The sequence below is a fragment of the Microvirga sesbaniae genome (assembly GCF_025460805.1).
Classification (GTDB): Bacteria; Pseudomonadota; Alphaproteobacteria; order Rhizobiales; family Beijerinckiaceae; genus Microvirga; species Microvirga sesbaniae.
Genome location: NZ_JAMXFJ010000046.1, coordinates 12,216 through 32,669, shown reverse-complemented (window position 1 = coordinate 32,669; position 20,454 = coordinate 12,216). Strand labels below are relative to the sequence as shown.

17 protein-coding genes are annotated in these 20,454 nt (G+C 67.1%); 11 read left to right on the top strand and 6 right to left on the bottom strand.

What is annotated here, in order from left to right:
- Positions 1-184: transposase (locus OCW50_RS29210; protein WP_262300012.1), on the top strand; the 184-nt coding region annotated here is incomplete at its 5' end.
- 50 nt (positions 185-234) lie between these two features.
- Here the strand turns inward: OCW50_RS29210 and trpS are convergent.
- The 5 genes from trpS to OCW50_RS29185 form a co-directional block, all read right to left on the bottom strand.
- Positions 235-1,137 carry a tryptophan--tRNA ligase gene (gene trpS / locus OCW50_RS29205; protein ID WP_262300011.1) on the bottom strand — a complete coding sequence of 301 codons (903 nt, stop codon included), beginning with the start codon at positions 1,135-1,137 and terminating at the stop codon, positions 235-237.
- Positions 1,138-1,348: 211 nt separating this feature from the next.
- Positions 1,349-2,236 (bottom strand): cation diffusion facilitator family transporter, encoded by an 888-nt coding sequence (locus OCW50_RS29200; protein WP_262300010.1) that lies wholly within the window; start codon positions 2,234-2,236, stop codon positions 1,349-1,351.
- A gap of 197 nt (positions 2,237-2,433) precedes the next feature.
- A complete protein-coding gene (locus tag OCW50_RS29195) occupies positions 2,434-4,410 on the bottom strand; it encodes a CHASE2 domain-containing protein (RefSeq protein WP_262300009.1) in 1,977 nt (658 codons plus the stop codon).
- 1 nt (position 4,411) lies between these two features.
- Positions 4,412-8,065 carry a FecR domain-containing protein gene (locus OCW50_RS29190; protein ID WP_262300008.1) on the bottom strand — a complete coding sequence of 1,218 codons (3,654 nt, stop codon included), beginning with the start codon at positions 8,063-8,065 and terminating at the stop codon, positions 4,412-4,414.
- Positions 8,066-8,237: 172 nt separating this feature from the next.
- Positions 8,238-8,627 carry a response regulator gene (locus tag OCW50_RS29185; RefSeq protein WP_262300007.1) on the bottom strand — a complete coding sequence of 130 codons (390 nt, stop codon included), beginning with the start codon at positions 8,625-8,627 and terminating at the stop codon, positions 8,238-8,240.
- A gap of 555 nt (positions 8,628-9,182) precedes the next feature.
- Here OCW50_RS29185 and OCW50_RS29180 point away from each other — a divergent pair.
- Positions 9,183-9,923 carry a glutamine amidotransferase gene (locus tag OCW50_RS29180; RefSeq protein WP_262300006.1) on the top strand — a complete coding sequence of 247 codons (741 nt, stop codon included), beginning with the start codon at positions 9,183-9,185 and terminating at the stop codon, positions 9,921-9,923.
- Between the two features lie 3 nt (positions 9,924-9,926).
- Here the strand turns inward: OCW50_RS29180 and OCW50_RS29175 are convergent, their stop codons facing one another.
- A complete protein-coding gene (locus OCW50_RS29175; protein ID WP_262300005.1) occupies positions 9,927-11,360 on the bottom strand; it encodes a helix-turn-helix domain-containing protein in 1,434 nt (477 codons plus the stop codon).
- Between the two features lie 187 nt (positions 11,361-11,547).
- Here OCW50_RS29175 and aceA point away from each other — a divergent pair, with 187 nt between their 5' ends.
- The 9 genes from aceA to OCW50_RS29130 all read left to right on the top strand — a co-directional run bounded on the left by aceA (position 11,548) and on the right by OCW50_RS29130 (position 20,446).
- On the top strand, positions 11,548-12,867 hold the full coding sequence (gene aceA / locus OCW50_RS29170) for an isocitrate lyase (RefSeq protein WP_262300004.1): 1,320 nt from the start codon (positions 11,548-11,550) through the stop codon (positions 12,865-12,867).
- 55 nt (positions 12,868-12,922) lie between these two features.
- Positions 12,923-13,132, top strand: a complete 210-nt coding sequence (locus tag OCW50_RS29165; protein ID WP_262300003.1) for a DUF4170 domain-containing protein — start codon at positions 12,923-12,925, stop codon at positions 13,130-13,132.
- 195 nt (positions 13,133-13,327) lie between these two features.
- Entirely contained in the window at positions 13,328-14,242 is a 915-nt protein-coding gene (osmF, locus tag OCW50_RS29160) for a glycine betaine ABC transporter substrate-binding protein OsmF (protein WP_262300002.1), read from the top strand.
- A 90-nt stretch (positions 14,243-14,332) separates the two neighbouring features.
- Entirely contained in the window at positions 14,333-15,508 is a 1,176-nt protein-coding gene (locus OCW50_RS29155; RefSeq protein WP_262300001.1) for an ABC transporter permease, read from the top strand.
- Positions 15,509-16,447, top strand: a complete 939-nt coding sequence (locus OCW50_RS29150) for an ABC transporter ATP-binding protein (RefSeq protein WP_262271219.1) — start codon at positions 15,509-15,511, stop codon at positions 16,445-16,447. It abuts the gene before it with no gap.
- On the top strand, positions 16,444-17,199 hold the full coding sequence (locus OCW50_RS29145) for an ABC transporter permease (RefSeq protein ID WP_262300000.1): 756 nt from the start codon (positions 16,444-16,446) through the stop codon (positions 17,197-17,199). The genes OCW50_RS29150 and OCW50_RS29145 overlap by 4 nt, the downstream gene beginning before the upstream one ends.
- Positions 17,196-17,762, top strand: a complete 567-nt coding sequence (locus OCW50_RS29140; protein WP_262299999.1) for a biliverdin-producing heme oxygenase — start codon at positions 17,196-17,198, stop codon at positions 17,760-17,762. The genes OCW50_RS29145 and OCW50_RS29140 overlap by 4 nt, the downstream gene beginning before the upstream one ends.
- Complete coding sequence (locus OCW50_RS29135; RefSeq protein ID WP_262299998.1) at positions 17,759-19,996, top strand: ATP-binding protein; 2,238 nt, start codon at positions 17,759-17,761, stop codon at positions 19,994-19,996. The genes OCW50_RS29140 and OCW50_RS29135 overlap by 4 nt, the downstream gene beginning before the upstream one ends.
- Positions 19,997-20,446 carry a response regulator gene (locus OCW50_RS29130; protein WP_262271223.1) on the top strand — a complete coding sequence of 150 codons (450 nt, stop codon included), beginning with the start codon at positions 19,997-19,999 and terminating at the stop codon, positions 20,444-20,446.
- The last annotated feature ends 8 nt before the right edge of the window (positions 20,447-20,454 follow it).

The window sequence follows — 20,454 nt, the reverse complement described above, 5'->3', positions numbered from 1 at the left end:
GTGCAATCCCACGCGAAAGGTCCTGATCCCTTATGACTGTGAGGCCTACAAGGCGCGCAACCTGATCGAGCGCTGCTTCAACAAACTCAAACATTGCCGCCGTATTGCCACCCGTTATGACCGAAGGGCCGCAAACTTCCTCAGCTTCATTCTGATCGCCGCGGCACTACAATGGATGCGCTGAATGTCGATTCAGCCTAGAGCATTTTTCGGTGAAGTGGATCCGGTTCACCGTCAGAAAATGCGGCTCGGCAAAGAAGAGAGATGATTCCACGTGAGTGGAAGCAGCTTTAGCCGCCGCTTCACCACGGCGTCGCCGGGACCGCCGCGGCGGTAATGCGCCTTCAGCGCCTCGACCGCGGCATGGTCGTCGTCGAAAGCATCGAGATAGGTGAAGACCACGTTGCCCTCGACGATGCCCGGGTCGGCGGCGCGCAGGTGGCCTGGATCCGTATACATGCGCCGGACCGCATCCCGGATCGCGTCGGGCGTGGCGGAGAGCGGAATCGCGTTGCCCTGCGACTTGCTCATCTTCGCCCTGCCGTCGATTCCGGGCAGGCGCCCGACCGACGGGATCAGGGCGCGCGCCTCGGGCAGAACGTCCCGGCCGATCTGCCGGTTGAGGCGGCGCACGATCTCGTTGGTCTGCTCGATCAGGGGCGCCTGGTCCTCGCCGACCGGCACGACGCTCGCCTTGAAAGCCGTGATGTCGGCCGCCTGGGCGGCCGGGTAGCAGAGGAAGCCCGCCGGGATGTCGCGCCCGAAGCCGCGGGCCTGGATCTCGTCCTTGATGGTCGGGTTGCGCTCGAGGCGCGCCACGGTGACGAAGTTGAGGTAGAGCAGGGTGAGCTCGGCCAGAGCCGGCAGGCCGGACTGCACGCAGATCGTCGTCTGCGCCGGATCGATGCCGACGGAGAGGTAATCGAGGGCGACCTCCAGGACGTTGCGGCGCACCTTGGACGGATCGGACGCGTTGTCGGTGAGCGCCTGGGTGTCCGCGAGCAGCAGATACTGCCTGTGGCTGTGCTGCAGGGCGACCCGGTTCCTCAAGGAGCCGGCATAATGGCCGAGATGGAGCGGGCCGGTCGTGCGGTCTCCGGTCAGGACGACAGGGCGTGGATCAAGATCTGTAGGCATGGGGCTTCTCCGGATGAGAGCCGCCATGACGAAGGGCCTGATCGGATCACGAACGCTGCCTGCCGCGCATGGCGGCTAGGGTCGTGGGGAAAACATGACGACGTGCCGCTCCTGTCAGGAGCGCCACCAAAGGGTTCCGGCCGGGTTCGCACGGTTGGTCATGCGCGCAGGAATGCCACGGGCGAGGTCTCCGCGCAAGACCGTCGGGCCGTCAGAGAACCACGATGCCGGCGTGCTTGGCCTTGTTGTCGGGCTCCACGTGGATCGTGATGAGCGCATCCTGCACGGCGGCCTTGAGCGCCCGCTCCAGGCGGTCGCAGATGTCATGGGCGTCGGTCACGCTCATGTGGCCGGGCACCACGAGATGGAAATCGATGAAGGTCATCCGGCCCGCGTGGCGCGTGCGCAGGTCGTGCGCCTCGATGGCGCCTTCCGCGTTGACCGCGATGACCTCGCGGACGCGGGCGAGCGTCGTCTCGGGCAGGGCCTCGTCCATGAGGCCGCCGATGCTTTCCTTCATCAGCCCCCAGCCGGACCAGAGGATGTTGATGGCCACCAGGGCCGCGAGGGCGGAGTCGAGCCAGTACCAGCCGGTGAAGGGAACCAGCAGAAGGCCGATCAGGACGCCCGCCGAGGTCATCACATCGGTCAGGAGATGGCGCCCGTCGGCCACCAGGGCCGGGGAGCGCATGCGCCGCCCGCGGCTGATCAGCAGCCAGGACCAGACGGCGTTGATGACGCCCGCGAAGGCGTTGACCGCCAAGCCCTCCATGGGGGCGTCGATCATCTTGGGCGACAGGAACCCGAAATAGGCCTCGCGCAGGATCGCCAGCGCCGCCACGATGATCAGAACGCCTTCGAGGACGGCGGAAAAATACTCCACCTTGTGGTGTCCGTAGGGATGGTTGGCGTCCGCCGGGGCGGCGCTCAGGCGCACCGCCAGAAAGGCCGCCACCGCCGTCACCACATTGATGATGCTTTCCAGCGCATCCGAATAAAGCGCAATGCTGCCCGTGATGTAATAGGCGGCATATTTCAGAGCGAAAACAACGGTTCCGACGAAAATGCTGCCCAGGGCAAGTTTTTGAATCTTGTCCATGGCGCGATGCTTGACGAGAGAGTGCTGCGGGAAACGAGGCGACCTTATAGAGGCTGTTTCTTCAAGCGCAAGGCTTTGTTTTACTTGCAATTCGGTCGCAAAGTCAGGTCGTCGGAAAGGCCTGCCGACCGCATGTCGGACCTAACCGTGCGGGACGAAGGTGCGATCCCGGGCGCCGGAAGCCGGTGGCGGGAGGGTCATTCCGGGAGCGCTGTCGCCTTGAGCAGAAGCTTGCCGTAATAGCGCGACAGGGAGGGGGCGAGCGTCTGGCAGTGCCGGACGAGCGCGAGGGCCTCCACCCGACGTCCGGCCCCGATGGTGTCGAGGACCGTGGGATGCAGCTCCATCAGCTCGGCGAGCGCCGGATCCTGCCGTTGGGTTGCGGGCGCCAGGATGGTGAAGATGGCCGTCTTCTCGGCGCGGCCTTTCACGGCGATCCGGTCGAGCTCGATCAGCACGAAGTGTTCCTGCAGGGCGTTCGCCGTCGCGGGCCCGAGCACGATGGAGACGCCGTATTCCTTCGACAGGCTCTCCAGGCGCGAGGCGAGGTTCACCGTATCGCCGAGGACCGAGTAATCGTAGCGCCAGCGCGAGCCCACGTTGCCGACCACGCAATCGCCGGTGTTGATGCCGACCCCGATGGCGAAGCGGGGCGCATCCTCGCCCTGCTCCCGGCTCAGCTCGGCGTTCAGGGTCTCGACCGCCTCCAGCATGCGCATGGCCGCCCGGGCGGCGCGCAGGGGATGGTTCGGGCTCGGCAGCGGCGCATTCCAGAACGCCATCACGCAATCGCCGATGTATTTGTCGATGGTGCCGCCTTCCGCGAGCACCGCTTCGGAGAGCGGATCGAGCAGACGGTTGATGAGCGTGGTCAGCCGCTCCGGCTCGTCCTTCAGCTTCTCCGACAGGGTCGTGAAGCCGCGCACGTCGCAGAACAGGATCGAGAGCTCGCGCCGTTCTCCGCCGAGCTTCAGGGCGCTCGGATCGCGCGCGAGCTGCGCCACGAGATCCGGCGAGAGATAGCGCGAGAAGGCCTCCGACACGGTGCGGCGCAGATGGCGTTCGCGGGCGTAATCGAGCCCGAACCGCGCCCCGAACACCGCCAGCGCCGCCGCGGCCGGCAGAGCCGGCGGGGCCCAGACGCGGCCGAGGCGCAGCACGGCCCAGGCGCCGACGAAGAAGAACGCGACCAGGAACGCCGCCGCGACCCCGGTCCGCCAGGACACGCCCCGGGTGGAGAAGGACGCGGCCAGAAGAGCCCCGGCGATCACCAGAAGCGCCATGACGAGCCGGGGCACGGGCAGCACGTAGAGATTGTGCCTGAGATTGTCGAGGATCGTGGCCTGGACCTCCACGCCGGCCGTGAGCGTGCCTTCCGTAAGGGTATAGGGGGTCGGGAAGGTATCGGGCGCGCCGATCTCGGCGGAGGTCGCCTGCTTCAGGCTCAGGCCCACCAGCACGACCTGGTCCTTGAAGAACCCGGGCGGCAGGAACTCGTCGGGCTTCAGGGCCTGGTAATAGGAAACGGTCGGATAGGAGCGGGCCGGCCCGAAATACTGGATCAGGGCCCCGTCCGGGGCGGGCCCCTGAGGTTCGCCCTTCAGGCGAAGCACTTCCGCCGCCAGGCTGTCTTTCAACGGCGGCATGCGGCGCAGATAGGCGTCGCCGTCGAGGTCGACCGACGCCACGCCGATGGCCGCACCGGCATCGAGGAAGGGATCGAGAGGCATGACCCGGGTGACCTGGATCCCCTGGGCCAGCGGCGTGGTCACGTCGTCGGCGGCCAGCACCACGTCCGGTCCGAGCGCCCCTGCGAAAGCCGTGTCGGCAACCTCCGTGGTCGGGTCGGCGAAGATGATGTCGAAGGCGATCACCTTCGCGCCGGCGGCCCGCAGGTTCTCGACCAGCCTGGCGTGAAGCTCGCGCGACCAGGGCCAGCGCTGACCGATTTCGCCGATGGACGGCTCGTCGATGGCCACCACCACGGCGCCCGCCTGCGCCGGCAGAGGCGGCGCAACGACCGAGAGAATGTCGTAGAGCCGTGCCTCGATCAGGCGAAAAGGCGGAAAGACGAGAACCGGGATCAGCAGAGCGGCGATCAGCCCGGCCATGGCGAAGTGACGCCAGAGGGGCTCTCCGGCCTGGTCTCTCGCGGTCGATCCTCCGCCGCTCACCTTAGAAGCGCGCCTTCACGCTGGCCGCGACGGTGCGGCCCGGAGCCGGGATGTCGAAGCCGAAATCATATCTCTGGTCCAACAGGTTCAGCGCCGTCACGCCGACCTGGAAGCGCCGGTCCGGCGTTTCCCAGGTCAGGGCGGCGTCGGTCGTCCAGTACGAATCGAGCCGGTCGTTCCCGTAGGATCCCGAGCGTTCGCCGATGAAGTTCTGGGTCAGGGTGAACCGCAGGCGGCTCGGGTGGACGAAGGTCATCCCGAAGCGGGCAAAGCGCTCCGGAATGTAGGGAACCGGCTCGCCGACCCCTGTGGGCTCGTCCGTCCGCGAGCTTTCCAGGATCTTCGACGTCGCCCCGCCCACGGTGCCGAAGACGCCGATGCCGTGACCGAGCCAGACGTTGATCGTGGCGGCGAGCCATTCGGCGCGGGCCTCCTCGATGTCCTCGAAGCTGCTCAGCGTGTTGATCCTGGGAACGTTGAGATCGTTCAGGGTCTGCCGCTGATATTCCACGGCCGTGAAGACCTGTGGCGTCCATTCCGCGTCCCAGCGCAGAACGAGGCTCTTGGTCGGCCCGCTGGCGGGCGCATCGTTGGGGATCAGACCGACCGTGGTGGTCGGCGCGAGCGTGTAGCTCAGGAACGTGTCGGCATTCTCCACATAGGCGGCGCGGAGCCATTGGCCTTCCAGCGGCGAGATGCCGAGGCCGAACCGGGGCGAGACCCAGACATCGGGCCTGTCGTATTTGACGTCGAGGAAGGTGCGATGAATCCCCGCCTCGGCCTCGAACCAGTCGTTCGGGCGCCACAGGACGTCCGCATAGGCGCGGCCGCCGCGGAACGGGCTCTCGGACACTTCATTCTGGCTCTCGCTCCTGATGCCGCTGAAATAATAGAAGTCGCTGTTTCTGACGCCCCTGTCGCGCAGCTGGCCGGCCTGCGCCTCCAGCCCGTAACGGAGGTTGAAGTCGCCGATCCCGATGGCATGGCTGACGGCCCCGACCAGACCGTCCACGCGCTGCTTCTGACTCCAGAGCGTGTGGATCGCATAGGGATAGTTGAATTGGGGGTAAGACCCGTAATCCCAGAGCTCACCGCGCTCGAGCGTGTCGTTCCGGGTCGCGAACACGGCGGCCGAGAGCACGTTCCGGTACCCGAAGGTGTGGCTCCAGCCGGCCATCCCGAACAGGTTGGTCGTGTCCTGCTCGACATGCTGCGTGAGATCGATCCGGTTGATGTCGGTCAGGCCCGGCTGTCCCTCGTTCGCCCAGCCCATGAACAGGAAACGGTCGGCGGCGCTGGGTGCGGTGCCGAGGCTGAAGGTGATGCCCCGTCCTCTCTCGTTGTCGGCGGTCAGATCGCCGCGGGCCTCGTTGGCGCTCGCGGAGAGGCTGAAGCTCGTGGGCAGCGGCTCGTTGACGAAGCCGTTGACCAGCACGCCCGATTGATAGCCGACCTGGCCGCCGCGCACGATCGCCCCGCCGCCGATCTCCGTATCGAGAAACGGCCGGCGGATCGGGTCGTAGCGCCCGATGCGCCCGGCGACGGCCAGGGGATCGAGCAGCAATCCCTGGATCGAGAGGTTCAGGGCGGCGCTGTTGAGGTCCGTGCCTTCCGCGGTGTCCAGGGTCGGCTCGGTCACGAAGAGACCCGGTCGGCTGACGATCGCCTGGTCGAAATACCCCTGGGCTTCGAAGGGGTCGAAGGTGCGGTCGGCGTAGAGGCGCGCCCAGTCGTGCAGGTTGATGAAGCGGTAGGCCTCGACCGGATAGGAGCCGGTCTGCTTGCTGACCGAGATCCCGGCATAATCGCCGCCCCGGTCCCGGTAGCGCTTCAGGGCCTCGCGCGCGGCGAGGATCGCCTCGTCGGCGAGATAGAGGTCGAGGGCGAAGGCCGTGCGCAGGATGGGGATGATGGGCGATCTGGGATCGAGCCGGTCGGCATTGTCGAGGGTCTGCCAGGCGAGCTCGTAATCGCCGTTCTGGAAATAGCCGTCGGCCAGGGTGACCTGGTCGTTGGCCAGGGCCGGATTGACCGCCGAGCCGGCCAGCATGAACTCGATCGCTTCCGCCATCCTGCCCTTCTGCAGCAGATAGCGTCCGCGGGCCGTGTAGGCGGTGGTCGGGTCGAGCGTCAGCGCCTTGTCGATAAGAGCGCCCGCCTCGTCCACCCGGCTCTGATCGAGGAGGAGAAGGGCCAGGTTGACATAGGGGATCGGGTTCTGCGGCTCCATGGCGAGCGCGCGCCGGAAGGCCGCCTCGGCCTCGACGAAGGCGCCGCGGCCCTGTTCGAGCAGGCCGATCTGGTTGAGGAGCGAGAAGTTCGGATCGGTTTTCACGACCGCGTAGAGGTCGGCCAGGGCGCCGTCGATGTCGCGGGCATAGTCCGCCTTGATCGTCGCCCCGAAGGCGACCACGTTCGGATCGGTCGGATCGGCGCCCTTGGCCCGTTCATACGCCGCGTACATGTCCTCGCGATGGTCGAGATCCTGGGCCAGGGACGCGGACAGGATGGCAAGGCCGGCATCGTTCGGAAACGCCTTTTCGGCCGCGGCGGCCTCGGCGGCGGCGGCTTTGAGGTCTTGCCGGAAACCGGTGAGATAGGCGCTGATCTCCGCCGTTCTGGGATCCTTGACCGGCACCTTCGGGACCGGCTGGACCCGCTTGGGATCCGCCATGGAGGCGGCAGCGTAGCGGCCATATTCGGCCCAGCCGCGGCGCCGGGAGTCGAGACCGGGCTTCGCGCGCTCGAAGAGCCCGACCGCGTCCTGCCAGCGGCGGTCCGCACCGGCCATGAGGGCCTCGAGATAATCGGCGCGGGCACGCTGCGCCCGGGTCGTCGGGCGGCTGCGGGCCTCTGCCAGGGGGGCTGCCGCCGCGCGCCTGTCGCCGGAATTCATGAGGCTTTCGGCCAGAATGAGCCAGTCCTCCGCGGTGCGGGCCTGGGCCGGCAGAGCCTGGATTCGAGCGCCTTCGGCCTTGAACGGCTTGGTGTCCAGGGTTGTGGTCGGCAGGTTGATGAACACCTCGCGCATCGTCATGTAGAAGAGCATCTGCTCGCGGTCGTTGGGGCTGACGAGGACGAACTTCGTCGGGGCCTGACCGACCGCCGCTACAGCGCCTTCGCCCTGACGCACCGTCACGGCGCCCTGCGGGTTCTTGAGCTCGACGACCCCCTCGAGCACCACCAGGGAGGTCTTGCCCGCGCCGTCCACCGACAGGGACCAGTCGGTGCCGCGGATGGCCGCGACCGCGGCAGGCGTCTTGACGTCCACGCCCGAGCCGCCGCGGGCGGCGCGGGCCCAGATGTTGCCGGCCTGGAGGCTGAGCTGGGTGTTCGCGTCGCCGCCGCCGGCCACGTCATTGACGGTCAGGGTCGAGTTGCGGCCGACGCGGATCTGGGTCTGGTCCTTGAACAGGATGGCCAGGTTGCCGATGGCGTTGGTGCGCAGGGTGTCGCCGCCCACGAGGCTCTGCTGGAGCTGGGCGGCGCGCCAGAGATCCTCGCGCACGAAGCGCATCTCCTCGCCGCCCTTGGCCGCCACGATGGCGCCGGCAGCGGGCGTTTGGCGCGGCACCGGTTCCTGCGCCTGAGCAGCGGCAAGAGACAGCGCCAGGACGCTTGCGGCGGCCAGAAACCTGAGGGAACGGAAAGACATGGAGGGTCGGCTCGATCGTGAGGTTACCTGCTCTAACGTTACTGGAACTTAGCAGGATGCGCTCAGGAACAAAGCCGATTCACATCTCGGACGATGTGTTTTGCAGCACAGGGTGAACGATTGCGGCATTCCCGCAACAGGTGGAGAGAGGAACGGCCGCCAGGATGCGATGTCAGGTCGCCGTGCCGCGCGCCATCAGCAGCTTCTGCTTCAGATCGTTCTGGGCGAAGGGCTTCTGCAGAACCGGACGGTCGCGGAAGGCGTCGCGGATGCCCGCGCTGCCATAGCCGGTCGAGAAGACGAACGGGATCGACCGCTGCGCCAGGGCCTCGGCGACCGGATAGATCGGCTCGCCGGCGACGTTCACGTCGAGGATCGCCAGATCGACCTGTTCGCGCGCCACAGCGTCAAGGGCGGCCGACAGGCGGGCGGCTGGGCCGATCACCTCGCAGCCGAAGTCGAGAAGCATGTCCTCCAGGAGCAGGGAGATCGCGGCTTCGTCCTCGACGACGAGAATGCGCAGGCCGTTGAGATCGCCGTCGCTGGTTACGCTGTCAGTCACGGGTTTACTTTCTTTCACGCTGGGGCGCCCGCCGATGGCTCGGCAGGGCACGGAAGCAAGATGCGCAGGATGGTCTGGACTTCAAGCCTGGAGAATCAGACGCTTCTATCATTTTTGCAGATCCAAGCAAAAACCGGGCAGAACCGCCATAACATATGATATTGTTACGGTGTGATCTTAGGGCGGTCTTCCGCCCCCGGCTAGAGCATCGGACGGAAAAGTGGATCCGGTTTTCCGTTCTGACCGATGCTCTCATCCAAGAAGAAAGCATCGGATGGATCCCAAAAGTGCAAGTCCACTTTTGGGTCCGATGCTTTAGAGCACCGATCCCAAAAGTGGGTCCGCGGCTCACCTTCTCAAGCAGCGCATCGTCCGGCGCGGCCATCCGGGCCCGCACGATGCGCGAGATCCCCGGCCGGACGCCTATCCGGATGAAGCATGGCTGATCGTCCTTTGAGGCTCTTGCGGGAAGGCTGCCCGGCTCGAATAATCGCCCCATGTCCTCGCGTGATTGCCGATATAGGCCCATGAATGCTCCCGGATCGGATCGTACCCATGCCTAGGCGGCGATCCAGGGCGCCCGTCCTCATCGTTCTGCATCAGGAGCATTCCACCCCCGGCCGGGTCGGGCGCCTGCTCGTGGAGCGCGGCTATCCCCTCGACATCCGCCGTCCCCGATTCGGTGACCCGCTGCCGGAGACCCTTGCCGAGCACACCGGAGCCGTGATCTTCGGCGGCCCGATGAGCGCCAACGATCCTGACGATTTCGTGAAGGCGGAGATCGACTGGATCCAGGTGCCGCTCAAGGAGAACAAGCCTTATCTGGGCCTCTGTCTCGGGGCCCAGATGATGGCCAGGCATCTCGGCGCCCGGGTCTGGGCCCATCCGGAAGGCCGGGCCGAGATCGGCTATTACCCCCTGCTGCCGACGCCGGCCGGAGAGGCCCTCAGCCGCGACTGGGGCGTCTCCTGGCCGAGCCACGTCTATCACTGGCACCGGGAGGGCTTCGACTGCCCGAGCGGGGCCGAGACCCTGGCGACGGGGGACGACTTTCCCACCCAGGCGATCCGGGTCGGGGAGCGGGCCTTCGGCCTCCAGTTCCACCCGGAGGTCACCCACGCGATGCTGTGCCGCTGGACCGTGCACGCCGAGGAGCGCCTGAAGATGCCCGGTGCGCAGGACCGGGTCCGGCAGCTCGCCGGGCGCTTCCAGCACGACCCCCATGTCTCCCGCTGGCTCGACCGGTTCCTGGATCACTGGCTCGACGATCCGTTACCGAAACGCCTGCGGGCGTAACATTCAGGTCGCGTCGAACTCGAAGGGCGAGATCCCGCGCTTCATCTCGTCGACGATGAGCGCATGCATCAGGGGCGGGGCGGCGCGCTGCGGGCAGGCGGCGCGCTCGCACAGGCGGCAGTTGACCCCGATCGGCGTCGCGTCCGCGGAAGCCGGGTCGAGGCCGCGGGCATAGACGAGGCGGTGGGCGTATTTCAGCTCGCAGCCGAGGCCCACGACGAATTGCGGATCGGGCGCCCCCCAGGGGTTGAAGGCGCGCCGGACCGTGCGGGCGATGGAGAACCAGCGCGAGGCATCCGGCAGCTCGACGACCTGGGTCGCCACCTGTCCCGGAATCCGGAAGGTGGAGTGCAGGTTCCAGAGCGGACAGGTGCCGCCGAACTGCGAGAACGGGAACCGGCCCGAGGAGAAGCGCTTCGACACGTTGCCGGCGGAATCCACCCGCACCAGGAAGAACGGGATCCCCCGGGCCCCCGGGCGGGCCAGCGTGGTGAGGCGGTGCGCCACCTGTTCGAAGCTCGCTCCGAAGCGGGCGCCCAGCACCTCCACGTCGTAGCCCAGCGCCTCCGCGGCCGCATGGAACCGGCCATAGGGCATCATGAGGGCGCCGGCGAAGTAATTGCCGAACGAGACCCGCAGCAGCCGCCGGGCGGGACCGTCCGCGGGCTCGAGGCGGGCGGCGAGCCCGTCGATGGTCTCGCGCATCTCGGCGAAGGCCAGCTGGTAGGCGGCCTGGAAGGTTCTGCCGGAAGGATCCACCAGTTCGGAGATCAGGAGCTGGCGCCGGTGATGGTCGTAGCGGCGCAGGCTGTCCGGCATCACGTCGACGGGCATGATGCGCACCCGGATGCCGTGCCGGGCGTGCAGGCGTTCGGCCACGGCGAAGAACGGCTCGTGGCCCGTCTGGGCGAGGTCGGACGCCAGAGCCTCGGCGGCCTCGTCCAGCTCGGCGAAATGGTTCTTCGCCTCGTGGATCAGCTCCCGCACCCGGTCGACCGGGTTGACCTGGGACGCGTCCTCGGCCCGGTCGCGGTCGCTGGGGCTCGGCATGACCGCCTCGCGGGCGCCGCGCAGGGCCTGATAGGCCCGGTAGAGACGGTTGACGGCGTCGACCAGGGAGGGGGCGCTCTCCACGGTCTCGCGCAGCTCGAGCCGCGCCACCGGGGTCGCGCGGAAGAGCGGATCGGCGAAGACCTCCTCGAGCTCCGACACGGTGCGCTCGTGATCGTCGTTGGCGAATTCGCGTGGATCCAGGGAATAGGCGTGCGCGAGGCGGATCAGCACCTGGGCGGTGATCGGGCGCTGGTTGCGCTCCATCAGGTTCAGGTAGCTCGGGGAGAGCCCGAGCTCCTCGGCCATGCGCGACTGGCTCATGTTGAGCTCGCGCCGCAGCCGCTTGAGGCGTGGACCCACGAAAAGCTTTCTGCTCTCATCCATGTTGTAAATCTTTTTACAAGTTTACACGACCTGTCGAGTCAAAGCTTTACAAGGCGACTTTTCTTTTGAAATTCCTCGTTGAAACAAACGCTTCTTCGCGGATTATTCCATCAAGACGTCCTGCTGCTCTGCAATAATTCTGGACTGCGGGATGGTTTTGTCAAGAAATGTAAAAGGACGGATCGCCATGACCCATCAGCCGAACCCGGGCTCCCTGCAGGACCTGATCTCCGCCGCTCCCGACGGGCGCTTCGACGGTATCCGCAGGCCCTATTCGGCCGAGGACGTGGCCCGGCTGCGCGGATCCTTTCCGATCGCCCACACGCTCGCCGAGCGCGGCGCGCAGCGCCTGTGGCGGCTGCTGCAGGAGCGTCCCTATGTCCATTCCCTCGGCGCCATGACGGGCAATCAGGCCATGCAGATGGCCCGGGCCGGCCTCGAGGCGATCTATCTCTCCGGCTGGCAGGTGGCGGCGGATTCGAACGTGGCGGGCGCCATGTATCCGGACCAGTCTCTCTATCCGGCCAATTCCGGCCCCGAACTGTGCCGTCGCATCAACCGCACCTTCCAGCGTGCCGACCAGATCGAGCATGCGGAGGGCGGCGCGAAGCGCGACTGGTTCCTGCCCATCGTGGCCGACGCGGAGGCCGGTTTCGGCGGGCCGCTCAACACCTTCGAGATCATGAAGGCCTATATCGAGGCCGGAGCCGCCGGCGTGCATTTCGAGGACCAGCTCGCCTCGGAGAAGAAGTGCGGGCATCTGGGCGGCAAGGTGCTCATCCCGACCTCGGCGCACGAGCGCAACCTGATCGCCGCGCGGCTCGCCGCCGACGTGATGGGCACCTCGACCCTGATCATGGCGCGGACGGACGCGGAATCGGCCAAGCTCATCACGTCGGACGTGGACGAGCGCGACCGGCCCTTCATCGAGCCCGACAGCCGCACCCCGGAAGGCTTCTACCGCCTGAAGGAGGGCACCGGCCTCGACCATTGCATCGCCCGCGGGCTCGCCTACGCGGAGCTCGCCGACCTCCTGTGGTGGGAGACCTCCCATCCGGATCTCGACGATGCGCGCCGGTTCGCGGAGGCGATCCACAAGCATCATCCGGGCAAGCTGCTCGCCTATAACTGCTCGCCCTCCTTCAACTGGAAGAAGAAGCTCGACGACGCCACCATCGCCAAGTTCCAGCGCGAGCTCGGCGCCATGGGCTACCGGTTCCAGTTCGTGACGCTGGCCGGCTTCCACCAGCTCAATTACGGCATGTTCGAACTGGCGAGCGGCTACCGCGACCGCGGCATGGGCGCCTATTCCGACCTGCAGGTGCGTGAGTTCGCCGCCGAGACCGACGGCTACACGGCCACCCGCCACCAGCGCGAGGTCGGCACCGGCTATTTCGACCAGGTCTCGGTGGTCATCACCGGGGGCAAGTCCTCCACCACGGCGATGGCGGAATCGACCGAGACCGCGCAGTTCCAGAACCCGGCCAAGCTTCAGGCGGCCGAGTGAGGCCGGCCAACCCTCAACCCATCCCTCTCACCTTTGTCACCAATGGAGATCGATCATGATGAAGTCCCGTTTCTGGGTCGTCGGCGGCGAGTACACCTCCTGCGACTGCGAAACCATCGTCCAGGGCACCGAGCGGGTGGTCGGCCCCTTCGAGAGCCGCATGGAGGCCGAGCGCACCTGGCGCACGCTGTCCGAGGATCACCGCCCCCAGGCGCAGGTGCGCTTCACCATCGCCCAGGAGCCTCCGTCGACCCTGAACGCCTGACGAGGCCCCGAGAGGCGCTCGCAGCGGTCGCCCCGCCGGAGGACGATGGTTCCTCCGGCGGGATCTTCTGCGGCGGGATCTTTTGCCCCCACACGAAGTTTTTAACATCCCGCATGATTCTTCGGGAGGCTCCCCCCTGCCTAAACGGCCCGACTGTCCTAGAAAGAGCAGGGCACTGTTTTCTAGGGGGTTCGCATGAAGACCGTCCTCAAGTCGCTGACATTGGCTGCTGCCTTGGCCCTGGCGGCTGCCGGGGCCGTCCGGGCCGACGTGGTCGTCTCGTCGAAGATCGACACGGAAGGCTCGGTGCTGGGCAACATCATCCTGCTCGCGCTCAACTCCAACGGCATCAAGACCCAGGACCGGATCCAGCTCGGCGCGACCCCGGTGGTGCGCAAGGCCATCACGGCGGGCGAGATCGACATCTACCCGGAATATACCGGCAATGCGGGCTTCTTCTTCAACAAGGCCGACGATCCGGTCTGGAAGGATGCGGCGAAGGGCTTCGAGACGGCCAAGAAGCTCGATTACGACGCCAACAAGATCGTCTGGCTCGATCCCGCGCCGGCCAACAACACCTGGGCCATCGCGCTGCGCAAGGACGTGGCCGATTCCAACAAGCTTAGGACCCTGTCCGATTTCGGCCAGTGGGTGACGAAGGGCGGCAAGGTGGTTCTCGCGGCCTCCGCCGAGTTCGTGAACTCGGACGCGGCCCTGCCGGCCTTCCAGAAGACCTATGACTTCAAGATGAAGCCGGAACAGCTCATCGTGCTGTCCGGCGGCGACACGGCGGCCACCATCAAGGCGGCGGCCGAGCAGACCAACGGGGCGAACGCCGCCATGGTCTACGGCACCGACGGCGGCATCGCCCCGTCGGGCCTCGTGGTGATGGAGGACAACAGGAACGTGCAGCCGGTCTATGCGCCGGCGCCGATCATCCGCGAGGCCGCCCTGAAGGAGAACCCGAAGATCGCCGAGATCCTGAAGCCCGTCTTCGCGTCCCTCGACCTCGCCACGCTCCAGGGGCTGAACGCCCGCGTCCAGGTGGGCGGCGAGCCGGCGAAGGCGGTGGCCACGGACTATTTGAAGTCCAAGGGATTTCTGAAATGATCTGACGTCCCGGCTCAAGGAACGACAGGCGGCGCGATAGGGGCCGGAAGCTTTGTGAACACGATCTCCTCCCGAACCACCGCGCCCGGCATGTCTTCCTTGCGTCCATCCCTGTCCCTCGCCCTGTCCCTCGATCGGCTCGGGAGCGTGGTCGCCGTGCTGATCGGCGTCGCGCTCTTCGCCTGTCCGTTCGTCATCTACCGGGCCAACCGCATCGTGGCGGGTGAGGGACGGATGCTGACGGACGCGCTGCCGCCTCCGGGCGTCCTGATCGTGCTGATCGCGGCGCTCGGCGTGGCGTCGTGCGCGGCGCTGGTCCGCAACCCGCTGATCCGCCTCGCGGCCGCATCCGTGGGGCTGGGCGTGATCTTTCCGGCGGTCGGATGGTCGGCCGGGTTCGTCACGCCGGCCGGCAACACGTTTGCGCGCGTGTCGCCGTCCCTCGGCTTCTGGCTCCTCGCCCTCTCCTTCGCGTTGCTGGCCGCCGACGCGCTGACGCGCCTGCGCCTGGGACCCTGGGCGCGGATCGCCGCCATGGCGGCGGCGGCGGGCGCGGTCGCCCTCCTGCTCGTCTCGGGCGCCTGGAACGATCTCTCCCTGCTCAAGGAATATGCGAACCGCCAGGACATCTTCTGGCGCGAGGCGGGCCAGCACCTGTGGCTCGCCCTGGGATCGATGACGGCCGCCTGCCTAGTCGGGCTGCCCCTCGGCATCCTGGCCCATCGCGTCCGGCCCCTGCGGACGGCGATCCTGCAGGTGCTCAACATCGTCCAGACGATCCCGAGCATCGCGCTCTTCGGGATCCTGATCGCGCCGCTGGGCTATCTGTCCGCGCACGTGCCACTGGCGGCCGCCCTGGGCATTCACGGCATCGGGGCCGCGCCGGCCTTCATCGCGCTCTTCCTCTATTCCCTGCTGCCCGTGGTGGCCAACACGGTCACCGGGCTGAACCAGGTGCCGGCCGCTGTCTCCGACGCGGCCCGCGGCATGGGATTGTCCGCGCGCCAGCGCCTGTGTCAGGTCGACCTGCCCCTGGCGCTTCCCGTCATCCTGGCCGGCATCCGCATCGTGCTGGTCCAGAATCTCGGCCTGGCCACCGTGGCGGCGCTGATCGGGGGAGGGGGCTTCGGCACCTTCGTGTTCCAGGGCATCGGCCAGACGGCGATCGACCTCGTGCTGCTCGGGGCCATTCCCACGGTGGCCCTGTCATTCGTCGCCGCCATCACCCTCGATGCCATCGTCGATCTGACCAGGCGGGGCTCCTAGATGATCGAGATCGAGCACCTTACCAAGCGCTATGGCGCGACCATTGTGGTCGAGGACGTATCCCTGCGGGTCGACGAGGGGACCATCGCGGTGATCGTCGGCACGTCGGGGGCAGGCAAGTCGACCCTGCTGCGCATGATCAACCGCCTCGTCGAGCCGAGCGCCGGCCGCGTGCTCATCGACGGCCAGGACACGATGGCGATCCCGGAGGACGAGCTGCGGCACCGGATCGGCTACGTGATCCAGGGCTACGGGCTGTTTCCCCATCGCACCGTCGCGGAGAACATCGCTACGGTGCCGCGCCTTCTCGGCTGGGACAAGCGGCGGATCGCCGCCCGGATCGAGGAGCTTCTCGATCTGTTCCAGCTCGAACCAGGAGAATTCGCCAAAAAATTCCCGCATGAACTGTCGGGCGGACAGCAGCAGCGCGTGGGCGTCGCCCGGGCGCTCGCGGCAAAGCCCGGGCTCCTGCTGATGGACGAGCCGTTCGGCGCGCTCGATCCGGTCATCCGCAGCAAGGCGCAGGACGATCTCGTGGCGATCCAGCGCCGCCTCGGCACCACCATCGTGCTCGTCACGCACGACATGAACGAGGCGTTCCAGCTCGGCGACCGCATCGCCGTGATGGATCAGGCGCGGCTCCTGCAATACGACACGCCCGCCCAGCTGCTGACCCATCCAGCGGAGGCGTTCGTCGAGCAGCTCGTGGGGACGGCCGAGCGGCCCTTCCGACTTCTCTCCCTGACGCGCGTGCAGGCGGCGCTCGAGCCCGGCGCCGCCGACGGCGACCCCATCCTCGTCTCCGAGTCCCTGCGCGATGCGCTCTCGCGCCTGATCTGGGTCGGGCGCGACGCCTTGCCGGTCGTCGATGCAACGGGCGCCGCCCTCGGACGCGTCAGCGTCCGGGGCATCCTGGCGCATGGGCGCTCCATCGCATGAGCGCGCGAGCCTTCGCCCTGCGCGCGGCGGCGCTGCTCCTGCTCGTGCTCTTCGTCACGGCCCCGGGGCTTTTCGCCTTCGCGTTCAGGCCCCTGACCGTGAACGGCGCGCCGGCGATCTACAACCAGGGCAGCCTTCTCGCCCTCACCCTGTCGCATCTGCGCATCGTGGTGCTGGCGACGCTCGCCAGCACGATCCTGGCCGTAGGGCTCGGCATCTTCGTCACGCGGCCGTCGGGCGCCGAGTTCCTGCCGCTGTCGCGCAGCCTCGTGAATATCGGCCAGACCTTCCCGCCGATCGCCGTCCTGGCCATCGCGGTGCCGCTCGTCGGCTTCGGCGAGAAGCCGACCTTCATCGCGCTCTTCCTCTACGGCCTCCTGCCGATCTTCGAGAACACGCTCACCGGCCTGATGGACGTCTCCCCCCAGACCCTCGAGGCCGCCAAGGGCATGGGCCTGAACCCGCGCCAGCGCCTGATGCAGGTGGAGCTGCCGCTCGCCCTTCCGGTGATTCTCGCCGGCATCCGGCTCTCGGTGATCATCAGCCTCGGCACCGCCACCATCGGGTCGACGGTGGCGGCCAAGGGATTGGGCGAGGTCATCATCGCGGGCCTCCAGTCCAACAACGTGGCTTTCGTGCTGCAGGGCGGGTTGGTGGTTGCGCTTCTCGCGGTTCTGATCCACGACGGGATGGGGCTGGCGGAACGGGCGGTCGCACGACGGCTGGGACGCCCTGTAGACGAGGTTGCATGACACTTCTCGAACGACTGAAGATCGAAACCCGCCCGGCGCACGACCGGATCGAGGCCGCCATCGATCTCGACCGCCGGACCGCGTCGCGGGAGGCCTACAGGGACCTGCTGATCCGCTTCTACGGGTTCCACGCGGCCTGGGAGAGGAAGGCCGCCGAGCGCGCCCCCGACCGGGCCTTCTTCGACGGGCGCCGCAAGGCGAGCCTGCTCGCCCGAGACCTCGAGGTTCTAGGATTGAAATCCGACGACATCATTGGTTTGCCACAATGCCGGCCTCTCATGCCTCTGCCGGCCCCGGCGGCGGTGCTCGGAAGCATGTACGTGGTCGAGGGCTCGACGCTCGGCGGCGCGATCATCGCGCGCCAGGTCGAGAATCGGCTGGGATTCACCGCGGAAACGGGCTGCGCCTATTTTCGCAGCTATGGGCGCCATGTCGGCGCCATGTGGAAGTCGTTCGGGGCGATGCTTCAGGAAGCGTCGTCGCCGGAAGCCGACGATCTCATCGTCGGGGCCGCGCAGGATACCTTTACCGTGATGCACGATTGGCTGTGCGAGGCCCCATGACCCAGCAGACGCAGGACCTCGATCTCACCGCCTGCGAGCGGGAGCCGATCCACATCCCCGGCAGCATCCAGCCGCACGGGATCCTTCTCGCGATCCGGCTGTCCGACCGGACCATCGCCTATGCCAGCGCCAACACGGCCGAGATCTTCGGGTTCGATCCGGCCGATGCCCTCGGCCGGCCCTTCGGCGAGGTGATGCCCGCCCTGAGCGCGGAATTCGCCGGGCAGCTCGACGATCCTCCGGCGGCAGGGAATACCCGGTTCGTCCGGACCATCCAGGTCCACACCGCCCAGCAGGAGCGGTTCTTCGAGACGGCCGTCTCCCGGTCCGGCGATTGCGCGATCCTCGAGCTGGAGGAGCCGCCTTATGGCGCGGTCTCCAGCATCGATGCGCTCTATCCCACCCTGCGCCGGTTCGTGGAGCAGCTGCAGGGCGCCTCCACGATCCAGACCCTGTGCCAGCTCGCCGCGCAGGACATCCGCCGCATGACCGGGTTCGACCGGGTCCTGATCTACCAGTTCGACGAGCAGTGGAACGGCACCGTCATCGCCGAGGACCGCAATGAGGTCCTGCCGTCCTATCTCGACCTGCGTTTTCCGGCCTCCGACATCCCGGCTCAGGCCAGGGAGCTCTACCGCCGCAACCGCCTGCGCATCATTCCCGACGCCACCTACACGGCGGTCCCCATCCAGTCGCGCGATCCCGCTCCGCTGGATCTGAGCGACTCGGTGCTGCGCAGCGTCTCGCCGGTCCATCTCGAATACATGCGCAACATGGGGACGCTCGCCTCCATGTCGATCTCGATCCTGCGCGACGGCCGGCTGTGGGGCCTGATCTCCTGCCACAACAAGGAGCCCAAGCGGGTCTCGCTCCAGGTGCGCAACGCGTGCGATTTCCTCACGCAGATCTTCTCCCTGCAGCTCGAGGCGCGGGAGAACACCACGCTGGCCGAGAACCGGGTGCGATTAGGCGCTGTGCAGACGAGGCTTCTCGCCCACATGGCCGCCGAGGAGCATTTCATCGCGGGCCTCGTGAACCATCCCGACGACCTGATGATGCTCTCCGGCGCGCAGGGCGCCGCCGTCCTGACGCGGGACCATTGCTGGTGCCTGGGCGAGACGCCCGCCAAGGATCGGGTCCGGGCGCTGTTCGAATGGCTGTCCGACAACCATCAGGAGGACGTGTTCGCCACCGATCACCTGTCGGCCGTCTATCCGGCGGCGCAGGACTTCGCCGACAAGGCGAGCGGCCTGCTCTCCATCTCGGTCTCGAAGGTGCATTCGAGCTACGTGCTCTGGTTCCGCCCCGAGGTCGTGCAGACCGTGAAGTGGGGCGGCAATCCGCAGAAGCCCGTTCAGGAGGAGGCGGGCTCCTTGAGGCTTCACCCCCGGCGCTCCTTCGAGACCTGGAAGGAGACGGTGCGCAGCCGCTCCCTGGCCTGGGACCGGAGCGAGATCGAGGCGGTCAAGGAGCTGCGCAACGCCATCGTGGGCATCGTCCTGCGCCGGGCCGAGGAGCTGGCCTCGCTGTCGGAGGAGCTGCGCCGCAGCAACAAGGAGCTGGAGGCCTTCTCCTATTCGGTGTCCCACGACCTGCGGGCCCCGTTCCGGCACATCGTGGGCTATTCCGAGCTGCTGAAGAAGGAGGCGGGCGACCTGTCCGAGAAGGGCCGGCGCTACGTGGACACCATCATCGAATCCGCCTACACGGCCGGAACCCTCGTCGACAACCTGCTGCGCTTCTCGCAGATGGGCCGCACGGCCCTGAAGCCCCGGACGGTGGATGTGGCCGGCCTGGTCGGCGAGATCAGGCACAAGCTGTCCGCCGAGCATGACGGCCGCCAGATCCAATGGGTCGTCGGGGATCTGTCTCCCGTGACGGCGGATCCGGTCCTGATCCGGCTGGTATTTGAAAACCTCCTCGACAATGCGGTAAAGTACACCCGCACCCGGGAGAAAGCGCGCATCGAGATCGGCTCCAGCCGAAAGGATGGGGAGACGGTCTATTTCGTGCGCGACAACGGCGTCGGGTTCGATATGAGGTACATCGACAAGTTGTTCGGCGTCTTCCAGCGCCTGCACCGGATGGAAGAGTTCGAAGGCACGGGAATCGGGCTCGCCAATGTTCGCCGAATCGTCGAGCGGCACGGCGGCCGGGCCTGGGCGGAAGGGGCGCTCGACAGGGGCGCGACCTTCTCGATTGCCCTGCCGGATCATGATGAAGGAGCGGCGTGAATGCCGGAATTGAAACCGATCCTGCTGGTTGAGGACAACCCGAGGGATCTCGAACTGACCCTGGCGGCCCTGGAGCAGAGCCAGCTCGCCAACGAGGTCGTGGTGGTGCGCGACGGCGAGGAGGCGCTCGATTTCCTCTATCGCCGCGGGCCCCATGAGAGCCGCAACACCAGCGACCCGGCCGTCGTCCTGCTCGATCTCAAGCTGCCGAAGATCGACGGGCTCGAGGTGCTGGAGAAGGTCAAGGCCGATCCGCACCTGCGCCAGACGCCGGTCGTCATGCTCACCTCGTCGCGGGAGGAGAGCGACCTGGTGCGCAGCTACGAGCTCGGCGTGAACGCCTTCGTGGTGAAGCCCGTGGGCTTCCGCGAATTCTTCGACGCGATCCAGGATCTCGGGGTGTTCTGGGCGATCCTCAACGAGCCGCCGCCGCGGCGCAACGGGGCTTGAGGAGCCAC

What these genes read in the sequence shown, in the direction of transcription:
- trpS (WP_262300011.1), bottom strand. Translation starts at nt 1,137, where the DNA reads ATGCCTACAGATCTTGATCCACGCCCTGTCGTCCTGACCGGAGACCGC.
- aceA (WP_262300004.1), top strand. Translation starts at nt 11,548, where the DNA reads ATGACCCATCAGCCGAACCCGGGCTCCCTGCAGGACCTGATCTCCGCC.
- OCW50_RS29135 (WP_262299998.1), top strand. Translation starts at nt 17,759, where the DNA reads ATGACCCAGCAGACGCAGGACCTCGATCTCACCGCCTGCGAGCGGGAG.
- osmF (WP_262300002.1), top strand. Translation starts at nt 13,328, where the DNA reads ATGAAGACCGTCCTCAAGTCGCTGACATTGGCTGCTGCCTTGGCCCTG.
- OCW50_RS29145 (WP_262300000.1), top strand. Translation starts at nt 16,444, where the DNA reads ATGAGCGCGCGAGCCTTCGCCCTGCGCGCGGCGGCGCTGCTCCTGCTC.
- OCW50_RS29180 (WP_262300006.1), top strand. Translation starts at nt 9,183, where the DNA reads ATGCCTAGGCGGCGATCCAGGGCGCCCGTCCTCATCGTTCTGCATCAG.
- OCW50_RS29130 (WP_262271223.1), top strand. Translation starts at nt 19,997, where the DNA reads ATGCCGGAATTGAAACCGATCCTGCTGGTTGAGGACAACCCGAGGGAT.
- OCW50_RS29150 (WP_262271219.1), top strand. Translation starts at nt 15,509, where the DNA reads ATGATCGAGATCGAGCACCTTACCAAGCGCTATGGCGCGACCATTGTG.
- OCW50_RS29175 (WP_262300005.1), bottom strand. Translation starts at nt 11,360, where the DNA reads ATGGATGAGAGCAGAAAGCTTTTCGTGGGTCCACGCCTCAAGCGGCTG.
- OCW50_RS29165 (WP_262300003.1), top strand. Translation starts at nt 12,923, where the DNA reads ATGATGAAGTCCCGTTTCTGGGTCGTCGGCGGCGAGTACACCTCCTGC.
- OCW50_RS29190 (WP_262300008.1), bottom strand. Translation starts at nt 8,065, where the DNA reads ATGTCTTTCCGTTCCCTCAGGTTTCTGGCCGCCGCAAGCGTCCTGGCG.
- OCW50_RS29155 (WP_262300001.1), top strand. Translation starts at nt 14,333, where the DNA reads ATGTCTTCCTTGCGTCCATCCCTGTCCCTCGCCCTGTCCCTCGATCGG.
- OCW50_RS29200 (WP_262300010.1), bottom strand. Translation starts at nt 2,236, where the DNA reads ATGGACAAGATTCAAAAACTTGCCCTGGGCAGCATTTTCGTCGGAACC.
- OCW50_RS29140 (WP_262299999.1), top strand. Translation starts at nt 17,196, where the DNA reads ATGACACTTCTCGAACGACTGAAGATCGAAACCCGCCCGGCGCACGAC.